Below are 9,401 nucleotides of genomic sequence, written 5' to 3' on the forward strand. Positions count from 1 at the left end.
GGTGCCGGCGGGCCCCCGGCCGTCCGGCGAGCTGCGGCTCGCCGCCGACCGGCACGCCGACTGGGTGGTCCGCCGCGGCCTGCTCACCCCGGCGGAGCTGCCCCGCTACCGGGCCTACGCGCTGCACGAGCTGATCGGCCACGCCTACCCCCACGCCCGGGGCGCCGAACTCGACCTCCTGCTGGACGTGCTGGGCTGGTTCACCATCCTGGACGACCGCTTCGACGGCCCGCCCGGCCGCCACCCGGACGAGGCCCACGCCCTGGTCGACCCACTGGTCGCGGTCCTCGACGGGGCCCACGACGGGAGCCCCTCGGAGAGCCGGCTGCTGCTCTCCTGGCGGGAGCTGTGGCAGCGGCAGAGCGCGTCGATGTCCCCCGAGTGGCGCGCCCGGGCGGCCCGGGAGTGGCGGTCCTGTCTGGCCACCTTCCCCGCCGAGGCCGACCACCGGGCCCGCGGCACCGTCCCCGCCCTCGGCCTGGACCTGACGGACACCATGCTGCTGCGCCGGCACGGCAGCTGCCTCTACCCGTTCATGAACATACTGGAACGGGTCCACGGTGCCGACGCCCCGGCCGCCCTGCACGCGGAGCCCGCGCTGCACCGGCTGCGCGCCAACACCGCCGACGCCGCGACACTGATCAACGACCTCTACTCGCTGAGGCGCGAGGAACGCCAGGCCGGTCCCGCGTTCAACACCGTGCTCACCCTCCAGCGGACCCACGGCTGCACCCGCCTGCGGGCGGTCCACGCGGTGCGCGCCCGGGTGGCACGGCTGCGGCAGGAGAGCGAGGAGCTGCGCCGCGAGCTGCTGCGCCGCCACCCGGCCGGGCGCTGGTACCTGGACGGCACCCGGGAGCTGGTCGCCGGTGTGCAGACGTGGACCAGCACCAGCCGCCGCTACCTGGTGCCGGACGGCGGGCGGCGCCGGTGAGCGGTCCGTTCCCGGCGTGCTACTCGCGGACGTAGCGGCCCGTTCCCGGCGTGCTACCTCCGCAAGCAGCGGTCCGCTCCCGGCGCGCTACTTCCGGCCGCCGAGCGCGAACAGCAGCAGCACGAAACCGGCGAACAGGTGCGTGGCGAAGATGTAGATGCCCGCGCGGATCAGCATCGCCTTGCGGCGCCGCTTCTCCTCGCTGGTGCCGTCCCCGCTCGTGCCGCCGTCGCTCGCGCTGTCGCTCATGGTGGTGCTTCTCCTCGGATCTGTCGGACGGGCCGGGTACGGCTCAGCGGGGCCGGGCGCCGGAGGCGCGCAGCTCGGTGAGCAGCGCGCCCTGGTCGGTGATCAGCTCGGTCAGGATCCGGCGGGCCGCGCGCAGCAGCTCGGCGACGTCCGGGGTGCTGAGCGCGTACACCACGGTGTTGCCCTCACGGGTCGCCGTGACCAGCTGGGTGCGGCGCAGCACCGCGAGCTGCTGGGAGAGGTTGGACGGCTCGACCTCGATCTCCGCCAGCAGCTCGCGCACCGGCCGGGGGCCGTCCTGGAGCAGCACCAGGACCCGGATCCGCACGGGGTGGCCGAGGGTGCGGAAGAACTCCGCCTTGGCCTGGTACAGCGGGACCGGCATCGTCCGTGCTCTCCTCGGTTCCGGCTCGATCGTCGTCCGGCCGCGCGGGGATCGATGCCGCGGCCGGTAGGCATCATCGCGACAGATGAAGATTTCTTCAAGTCGTCACAGTGCGTCGCCGCCCGGCCGGTGCCGGCCGGGCGGTCCGCTGCTCGGCCGCGGACGGGCCGGGGCATGCGAAAGCCGAGCCCGGGACGCTGCCAACTCCCGGGCTCGGCAGCCATGGTGACGAGCCGTCAGCAGACTACAGGCACGTCCACGGTGGCCGGCACCTGGGCGCTCCAGAAGCCCTCGACGTCGAAGGAGACGTGCACGGTGGAGCCGCACGGCACGGTGGCCGAGATGCCGTCGACCCGCACGGTGGACACCTGGAAGACGGTGCGGCCGTTCACGGTGCCGAGCGAGGCCCCGCCGGCCACGTTGGCCGACAGGTGGGTCACCAGCTCCTTCGGCTCCGGCCACGGGCTGCCGGGGGAGATCGGGCCGGCCAGGCCGATCTTCCCGTAGACGGCGACGCTGTCGCCGGTCACGTCGACGCAGGCGTAGGTGGCCAGGCCGGCCTGGAGGCTGGAGCTGCCACAGGTGGTGACGGTGGCGGTGGTGGTGGCGGCCGTCGGGGCCGCGGCGAACGCCGGAACGGGGGCCGCGAGCAGGGCGACGGCGCCGGCGGCGATCCAGGTGGCGCGGGTGGCGCGGGTCGTGCGCTTCATCGGTGCCTCCTCCTTCGGAGGGTACGAGGACGGTCTAGAACAGGTGATGTTGCACATGTGACATTTCATAGGTGCAACGGCAGAAACTTTGCCAGCTGATTCCTTGGTCCAGATCCGGATTTACCCTGCGAAGCGAATGCGCGACCGAAACCCGACCTTCAATGGCGCAATCGGCCTCAGTCGGCCGAGCTCCCGGGGACCGGACCGAGCAGCAGCGCCGCGAGGCGGGGCAGGCGGCGGTGCATCTCCGCGTCGTCGTCGAAGTCGAAGTCCTCGCCCGCGGGCTCCTGATCGGCGCCGCCGCCCTCGCAGGCCTCGTAGAGGTTCGCGTCCTCGTCCGCCATCAGGCGGGCGTAGGCGTAGTACGCCGCGTAACCGGCCTCCTCGTAGAAGAAGCGCTCCTCGTCGACCACGCCCGGGTGGTCCGCCAGGCCGTCGGGGTGGGCGGCCGCCCGGTCGTACCACTCCCGGCCCTGGGCGATCAGGCCGGCCCGGAAGTCGGTGAAGCCGTCGTCCGAGCAGCCGCCGCCGATCAGGTAGCCCGCCGCCCAGACGTCCCAGCGGTACAGCCGCCGGTGCAGCTGCTGGTAGCGCTCCTCGAAGGCGATGACGGCGGGTACGCCGAGGGCCGCCAGGCGGTCGGTCAGGGCCTGGTGGAAGGGGTGGTCCGGGCGGATGTCGGCGCGCGCGGAGTCGATGGCGGCCCAGAAATCGTCGGTGTCCATGGGAGCACTGTGCCGGACGGCACTGACAGGGCGGGCCGCCGGCTCAGCCCAGCGAGCCGCGCAGGGCGTCGACCCGGGCCACCGCCCCGGTGAAGGCGCGGCGGTCCAGGCGGCCGTCGTCCAGGGCGGCCGCCAGCGCCTCGGTGGCCTCCTCGGCCTGCCCGGGGTCGCGGGCGGAGCAGAGCAGCAGGTCCATCCCGGCCGCGGCGGCGGCCAGCGCCCGGTCGCCGGTGCCGCCGAAGGGGTCGAGCGCCTTCGCCTCCATGGCGTCGGTGACGGTCACGCCGGAGAAGCCGAGCCGGCCGCGCAGCTCGCCCTGGATGACCGCGGGCGAGAACCCGGCCGGGTGGTCCGGGTCCAGCGCCGGGTAGACCGCCCAGGAGGCCATCACCAGCCGCACGCCCGCCGCGACGGCCGCCCGGTACGGGGCCTCGCCGCGGGCGCGGAGCTGCGACAGCGGGACGTCCAGGGTGACGGGACGCTCGTCGGTGTTCGCACCCCGGGGGGCGGCGCCGAGGCCCGGGAAGTGCTTGGCGGTCGCGGCCACCCCGAGGCCCTGCTGGGCGGTGAGGAACGCGGTGCCCAGCTCCGCCACCGCGGCCGGGTCCCGGCTGTAGGAGCGCTCGTGGTGGTCGATGAAGTTGTCCGGCTCGTCGTAGACGTCGAGCACCGGGGCGAGGTTGAGGTTCAGCCCGGCGTCGGCGAGGGTCCGGGCGGCGCCGGCCCCGGACTCCGCCGCCGCGCCGACCGGGTCCGCCGCCTGCCCGACGCGGCGGGCGGAGAGTTCGGGCGCGCCGGGCAGCCGGCGGACCTTGCCGCCCTCCTGGTCGGTCATCACCAGCAGGGTGCGCGGGTGCGGAGCCTCGGCCGCGGCCTGCTTCAGCTCGGCGACCACCCGGGCGATCTGCTCCGGGCCGGTGACGTTCTCGCCGAACAGGATCACCCCGGCGGCCCGCCCCTCCCGGATCGTCCGGAGGACTCCGGCCGGCGGGGTCGGGCCGGGGTACGACAGCACGATCCGCCGCCCGGCGAGGTCCCGGGAGTCCTCCCGCTCCAGGCCGGCCATCGCCGCGCTCCTCTCGTGCAGGGCGTTCAGGGCGTTCGGAGTGCCCGGAGCGTCCTGCGGCCGCGCGGGCGAGCCGAGCGGCACCGGCCCGAGCGCGACACCCATGACGGCCAGCACCACCCCGACCTGGGCGATGCTTCGGAACGGGGTCATCATGCCTCCCGGGTCAGCATTTTGACTTCGGCATGTCAAGGTACCCACGGGAGCGGCCCGGCACTCCTCCCCCGCACCGGATTCATCCGATGCCGCGACCCCGCGTCACCGGGCTGACGGCTGACGGCGGACGGCGGACGGCGGACGGCGGACCAGCCGGCCCAGGACGGCCACCCCCTCGGTGATCTCGGCCACCGAGCCCGCCGCGTAGCCGAGGACCAGTCCGGGCGGGTACGGGAGCCGGGCGTGCCAGGACAGCGGCTGCACCTTGACCCCCTCGGCCAGGGCGGCGGCGGCCAGCCCGGTGTCGGTGCGGCCGGGTTCCTCCGGGAGCGTCAGCATCAGGTGGAGGCCCGCCGCCGCGCCGTGCACGGTGGCGGCCGGCAGGTGGGTGCGGATCGCGGCGATCATGGCGTCCCGCCGGCGGCGGTGGCGCCGGCGCAGCAGCCGCAGGTGGCGGTCGAGGTCGCCGGACTCCATCAGCCGGGCGAGGACCAGCTGGGGCAGCACCGGGTTGCCGAGGTCGGCGAAGCGCTTGGCGTCCAGGACGGCTTCCCGCAGCCGGGCCGGGACGAGCAGCCAGCCGGTGCGCAGCGCGGGGGCGAGCAGCTTGGAGACGCTGCCCGCGTAGCAGACCTGCTCCGGCAGGGCGGCGCGCAGGGCCGGGACGGGCGGCCGGTCGTAGCGGTGCTCGGCGTCGTAGTCGTCCTCGACCACCAGGCCGCCCTCGCCCGCCCAGCGCAGCAGTTCGCGCCGCCGGTCGCCGCCGAGCACGACGCCGGTCGGGTACTGGTGGGCGGGGGTGAGCAGGACGGCCGGGGCGCCGGTGGCGCGCAGCGCGTCGACCCGGATGCCCTCGGCGTCGACCGGGACGGGCGGGGTGGCGGCGAGCCAGTGGGCGAGGTGCTGGCGGGCGCCGAGCGAGCCCGGGTCCTCGACCGCGACCTCGTGGACGCCGGCCCGGCCGAGGGCGCGGCCCAGCAGGGCGAGGGCCTGGGCCGTACCGGCGACGATCAGCACCTCGTCCGGGTCGGCCCGGATGCCCCGGTTGCGGGCCAGCCAGCGGGCCACGGCCCGGCGCAGGGCCGGGGTGCCGCGCACGTCGCCGTAGCCGAGGTCGGCGGCGGCGAGGCCGTCGAGGACGGCGCGTTCGGCGCGCAGCCAGGCGGCCCGGGGGAAGGCCGCGAGGTCGGGCACGCCCGGGGTGAGGTCGATCCGGGCGGGGGTGCCGCGCAGCCGGTCGAAGACCTCGGAGTCGGGGTCGTCCCGGAACAGCGCGGGCACCGGGCGGGGGGCCGGGGCCACGGGCACCGCGGGCGGGCCGGCGGGGGCCGCGACCACGACCGTGCCGCCCCGCCCGCGGCCCGCGACCTGCCCCTCCTCGGCGAGGCGCTGGTAGGCGTCGGTCACCACCCCCCGGGAGACGCCGAGTTCGGCCGCCAGCACCCGGCTGGCGGGCAGCCGGGTACCGGCCGGCAGCCGTCCGTCGGCGACGGCCTCGCGCAGCCGGCGGGCGAGCCAGTCGGTGAGGCCGCCGGGCGGGGCTTCGGCGGTGTCGAGCTGGAGGAAGTCGGCGCCGGCCTCTTTGGACCGGTCGGATGCCTCTGCTTTGGACCTGTTCACCGGACCATAGTGGCGGCGAGGGTGGAGCCATGACCACGGAAACCTCCCGGCGGACGGAAGCACCGGCACCGGAACACCGCCACGATGCCTTCGACCACGACTACGTCCACGGCTACTCGGACACCGAGGCGCGGCGCCTCGGCGACCAGGCCGACACCCTCGCCGAGCTGCTGCACGCGGGCACCGCCTACCCGGCGGGCAGCCGGGTGCTGGAGGCGGGCTGCGGGGTGGGGGCGCAGACCGTCCACCTGCTGGCCGCCAGTCCGGGCGTACGGCTGACGGCGGCGGACCTCTCGGCGGAGTCGCTGGCCCAGGCCCGCGCCCGGGTGGCCGCGCAGGCACCCGCCGCGGACGTCTCCTGGCACCACGGCGACCTGCACCGGCTGCCGTTCCCGGACGGCTCGTTCGACCACGTCTTCCTGTGCTTCGTGCTGGAGCACCTGCCCGACCCGGCGGCCGGGCTGGCGGCGCTGCGCCGGGCACTGCGGCCGGGCGGGACGATCACGGTGATCGAGGGCGACCACGGCTCGGCGTTCTTCCACCCGGAGAGCCCGGCGGCCCGCCGCACCGTCGACCACCTGGTCCGGTTGCAGGCCCGGGCGGGCGGTGACGGCCTGCTCGGCCGCCGCCTGCACCCGCTGCTGACGGCGGCCGGCTTCGCCGAGGTGGCGGTCCGCCCGCGCACGGTCTACGCCGACGACGCCCGCCCGGCCCTGGTGGAGGGCTTCACCCGGCGGACCTTCGTCGCGATGGTCGAGTCCGTCCGGGCGGAGGCGCTGGCCGCCGGGCTGACCACTCCGGCGGCCTTCGACCGGGGGATCGCGGAGCTGCGCCGCGCGGCCGAGCCGGGCGGGACGTTCCACTACACCTTCTTCAAGGCGGTGGCGGTCCGGCCGTAGGGCCGACCGGGCATGGAGCGCAGCCGCGGGCGGGGTGGTGGACGGGGGTCTCGACCGCGCCCGCGGGGTGCCGCCGCCCGGCGGGCCGGGCTACTCCGGCCCGTCCCCGAGGTCGGCCAGCAGGGTGCGCATCACCTCGACGAGCGCGGTCCGCTGCGCCTCGTCGAGGCCCGCCAGCATCCGGAACTCGGTGGCGAGGTGGTCGGGCAGCGCCCGGTCGATCAGGGCGTGCCCCTCCGGGGTGAGGGCGACCTCGCGACTGCGGCCGTCCTGGTCGCTGCGGGTGCGGGTGACCAGGCCGCGGGCCTCCAGCCGGTCCAGCCGCTGGGTGATCGCGCCGGAGGTGACCATCGCGGACTGCATCAGGCCGGTGGGGGTCAGCCGGTAGGGCGGGCCGCTGCGCTTGAGGGTGGCGAGGACGTCGAAGGAGGCGGCGTCCAGCCCGTGCTCGGCGAAGGTGCGGTTGAGCGCCGCGTCCACCAGCCGGTAGAGGCGTTTGAGCCGGCCGAACACCTCCATCGGGGAGACGTCCAGGTCGGGGCGCTCGGCGCCCCACTGCGCGACGACGCGGTCCACGTGATCTGCCACGGGTTCAGGGTAGGCGATCCCGACCCGATTCCTTAGCGGTGAGGTAACTGTGAGCCACCTCACTCACCCGGGACGGTGAAGAATGCCTTAGCGCTGAGATACATTGCCTTAGTGCTAAGAAATCGCCTCGCCCTCGTCCTGGTGACGGCCCTCGCCCCGGCGGTCTGGGGCACGACCTACCTGGTCACCACCGAGCTCCTGCCGCCCGGCCGTCCGCTGCTCGCCGCCGTCATCCGCTGCCTGCCCGCCGGGCTGCTCCTGGTCGCCCTCACCCGCCGCCTGCCGCAGGGCAGTTGGTGGTGGCGCTCGCTCGTCCTCGGGGCGCTCAACATCGGGGTGTTCCAGGCACTGCTCTTCATCGCCGCCTACCGCCTGCCCGGCGGCATCGCGGCCACCGTCGGCGCCGTCCAGCCGCTGCTCACCGCCGGGCTCTCGGCCCTGGTCCTCGGCGACCGGCTCACCCTGCGCACGGTGCTGTCCGGCATCGCGGGCGTCGCGGGCGTCAGCCTGCTGGTGCTGCGGGCCGACGCCGAGCTGGACGCGGTCGGGGTGCTCGCCGCGCTCGGCGGCGCCGTCGTGACGGCCGCCGGCATCGTCCTCTCCAAGCGCTGGGTCTCCCCCGCGCCGATGCTCGCCACCACCGGCTGGCAGCTCACCGCCGGCGGACTGCTGCTGGTCCCGGTCGCGCTGCTCACCGAGGGCGCGCCGCCCACCCACTACAGCCTCGCCAACCTGCTCGGCTACGGCTACCTCTGCCTGATCGGCGCGGCCGTCACCTACGCGCTCTGGTTCCGGGGGCTGCGCGCGCTGCCGCCGACCTCGGTCTCCTTCCTCTCGCTGCTCAGCCCGGTGGTCGCCACCCTGCTCGGCTGGCTGGCGCTCGGCCAGGACCTCAGCCCGCTCCAGGCGCTCGGCGCGCTGGTCGTGCTCGGCTCGCTGATCGCCGCCCAGACCCAACGGCCGCGCACCGTACCGCAGTCGGCGGCCGGCACCGGGTCGACGCCCGGCACCGAGCCGACGGCCGCCCCGCGGCCCGTCCGCGAGACCGCCTGACCCCGTCGTCCCACCACCACCTCTTCCACCACCTTCAGGGAGTACCCCATGCGCATCACCGTGTTCGGCGCCACCGGCAACGTCGGCAGCCGGGTCGTGGCCGAGGCCCTGGCCCGCGGCCACCAGGTCACCGCCGTCGTCCGGGACCCGGCGAAGCCGCACGGCCTGCCGTCCGCCGTCACCCTGGTCGTCGGCGACGCCCGCGACCCCGAGGACGTGGCCCGGATCGCGGCCGGACAGGACCTGGTGGTCACCGCCACCCGCCCGGCGCCCGGCCGCGAGCACGAGCTGGCCCTCGCCACCAAGGGCCTGCTCGCGGGGATCGCCGGCACCGGCGTGCGGCTGCTGGCCGTCGGCGGCGCGGGCAGCCTGCTCGTCCCGGGCGGCGGCGGGACCACCCTGGTCGACAGCCCCGGCTTCCCCGACGCGATCCGGCCGATCGCCCTGGCCTGCGGCGAGCAGCTCGACCAGTACCGCGCCGCCGGCCCGGACGTCGACTGGACGTACCTGAGCCCGGCCGCGCTGCTGGAGCCCGGCGTGCGCACCGGCCGGTTCCGGACCGGCCGCGACGACCTGCTGGTCGACGCCGAGGGCAACTCGGCGATCTCCATGGAGGACCTCGCCGTCGCCCTCCTCGACGAGGCCGAGCGGCCCGCCCACCGCCGCGCCCGCTTCACCGCCGGCTACTGACGCCCCGACACGGGTGCGCCCCCGCGCCAGGCGCGGGGGTGTACCCAGCACCACCCCGAAGACGGCAGCAGGGATCATCGATCACCGGGCCGGGCTCGGAAAGGATCGTTCCCGTGACCGAGACCCCAGCCCGGAGCATCCCGGGCCAGCAGACCGCGGCGACCGGGCGCGCGCGCCGCACCCGGCGCGCCGCCCTGGCCGTCGCGGCGGCCGTCCTGGCCGGCCTGGCCGCGCCCACCGACGACCAGGTGAAGATCCGCGGCCACCGGATCGAGCTGGGCGAGATCGAGGCGGCCCTGCTCGACCGGTCCGACATCGCCCAGGCC

General features: G+C 75.8%; 12 protein-coding genes. 5 read left to right on the top strand and 7 right to left on the bottom strand.

Annotated features, from left to right (window positions below; genetic code table 11):
• On the top strand, positions 1–934 hold a 934-nt coding region (locus tag ABZW03_RS30700), incomplete at its 5' end, for a terpene synthase family protein (RefSeq protein ID WP_355265415.1).
• 87 nt (positions 935–1,021) lie between these two features.
• Here the strand turns inward: ABZW03_RS30700 and ABZW03_RS30705 are convergent.
• From ABZW03_RS30705 to ABZW03_RS30730, 6 genes are all read right to left on the bottom strand, one after another.
• A complete protein-coding gene (locus ABZW03_RS30705) occupies positions 1,022–1,183 on the bottom strand; it encodes a DUF6126 family protein (protein ID WP_355265418.1) in 162 nt (53 codons plus the stop codon).
• A 43-nt stretch (positions 1,184–1,226) separates the two neighbouring features.
• Positions 1,227–1,568, bottom strand: a complete 342-nt coding sequence (locus tag ABZW03_RS30710; RefSeq protein ID WP_355265421.1) for a metalloregulator ArsR/SmtB family transcription factor — start codon at positions 1,566–1,568, stop codon at positions 1,227–1,229.
• 236 nt (positions 1,569–1,804) lie between these two features.
• Positions 1,805–2,278, bottom strand: coding sequence for a hypothetical protein (locus ABZW03_RS30715; RefSeq protein ID WP_355265424.1), 474 nt, complete (start codon positions 2,276–2,278; stop codon positions 1,805–1,807).
• A 176-nt stretch (positions 2,279–2,454) separates the two neighbouring features.
• The gene (locus ABZW03_RS30720) at positions 2,455–3,003 is read right to left on the bottom strand and encodes a DUF4240 domain-containing protein (protein ID WP_355265427.1); all 549 of its coding nucleotides are present in this window, start codon (positions 3,001–3,003) and stop codon (positions 2,455–2,457) included.
• A gap of 43 nt (positions 3,004–3,046) precedes the next feature.
• Positions 3,047–4,225, bottom strand: a complete 1,179-nt coding sequence (locus ABZW03_RS30725; protein WP_355265430.1) for a glycoside hydrolase family 3 N-terminal domain-containing protein — start codon at positions 4,223–4,225, stop codon at positions 3,047–3,049.
• Between the two features lie 102 nt (positions 4,226–4,327).
• Positions 4,328–5,845, bottom strand: a complete 1,518-nt coding sequence (locus ABZW03_RS30730) for a PLP-dependent aminotransferase family protein (RefSeq protein ID WP_355265433.1) — start codon at positions 5,843–5,845, stop codon at positions 4,328–4,330.
• A gap of 29 nt (positions 5,846–5,874) precedes the next feature.
• Between ABZW03_RS30730 and ABZW03_RS30735 the strand changes: the two genes are divergently transcribed.
• A complete protein-coding gene (locus tag ABZW03_RS30735; protein WP_355265436.1) occupies positions 5,875–6,744 on the top strand; it encodes a methyltransferase domain-containing protein in 870 nt (289 codons plus the stop codon).
• Positions 6,745–6,834: 90 nt separating this feature from the next.
• On the opposite strand, the gene ABZW03_RS30740 is transcribed toward ABZW03_RS30735, so the two are convergent.
• Positions 6,835–7,332, bottom strand: a complete 498-nt coding sequence (locus ABZW03_RS30740; protein ID WP_355265439.1) for a MarR family transcriptional regulator — start codon at positions 7,330–7,332, stop codon at positions 6,835–6,837.
• A 111-nt stretch (positions 7,333–7,443) separates the two neighbouring features.
• Between ABZW03_RS30740 and ABZW03_RS30745 the strand changes: the two genes are divergently transcribed.
• From ABZW03_RS30745 to ABZW03_RS30755, 3 genes are all read left to right on the top strand, one after another.
• Positions 7,444–8,385, top strand: a complete 942-nt coding sequence (locus ABZW03_RS30745; protein ID WP_355265442.1) for an EamA family transporter — start codon at positions 7,444–7,446, stop codon at positions 8,383–8,385.
• 48 nt (positions 8,386–8,433) lie between these two features.
• Positions 8,434–9,075, top strand: a complete 642-nt coding sequence (locus ABZW03_RS30750) for an NAD(P)H-binding protein (RefSeq protein WP_355265445.1) — start codon at positions 8,434–8,436, stop codon at positions 9,073–9,075.
• A gap of 113 nt (positions 9,076–9,188) precedes the next feature.
• The coding region (locus ABZW03_RS30755; RefSeq protein WP_355265448.1) for a hypothetical protein at positions 9,189–9,401 on the top strand (213 nt) is incomplete at its 3' end.

It is taken from the genome of Kitasatospora sp. NPDC004799, from assembly GCF_040609095.1.
Classification (GTDB): Bacteria; Actinomycetota; Actinomycetes; order Streptomycetales; family Streptomycetaceae; genus Kitasatospora.

What these genes read in the sequence shown, in the direction of transcription:
- ABZW03_RS30725 (WP_355265430.1), bottom strand. Translation starts at nt 4,225, where the DNA reads ATGATGACCCCGTTCCGAAGCATCGCCCAGGTCGGGGTGGTGCTGGCC.
- ABZW03_RS30710 (WP_355265421.1), bottom strand. Translation starts at nt 1,568, where the DNA reads ATGCCGGTCCCGCTGTACCAGGCCAAGGCGGAGTTCTTCCGCACCCTC.
- ABZW03_RS30715 (WP_355265424.1), bottom strand. Translation starts at nt 2,278, where the DNA reads ATGAAGCGCACGACCCGCGCCACCCGCGCCACCTGGATCGCCGCCGGC.
- ABZW03_RS30705 (WP_355265418.1), bottom strand. Translation starts at nt 1,183, where the DNA reads ATGAGCGACAGCGCGAGCGACGGCGGCACGAGCGGGGACGGCACCAGC.
- ABZW03_RS30750 (WP_355265445.1), top strand. Translation starts at nt 8,434, where the DNA reads ATGCGCATCACCGTGTTCGGCGCCACCGGCAACGTCGGCAGCCGGGTC.
- ABZW03_RS30735 (WP_355265436.1), top strand. Translation starts at nt 5,875, where the DNA reads ATGACCACGGAAACCTCCCGGCGGACGGAAGCACCGGCACCGGAACAC.
- ABZW03_RS30720 (WP_355265427.1), bottom strand. Translation starts at nt 3,003, where the DNA reads ATGGACACCGACGATTTCTGGGCCGCCATCGACTCCGCGCGCGCCGAC.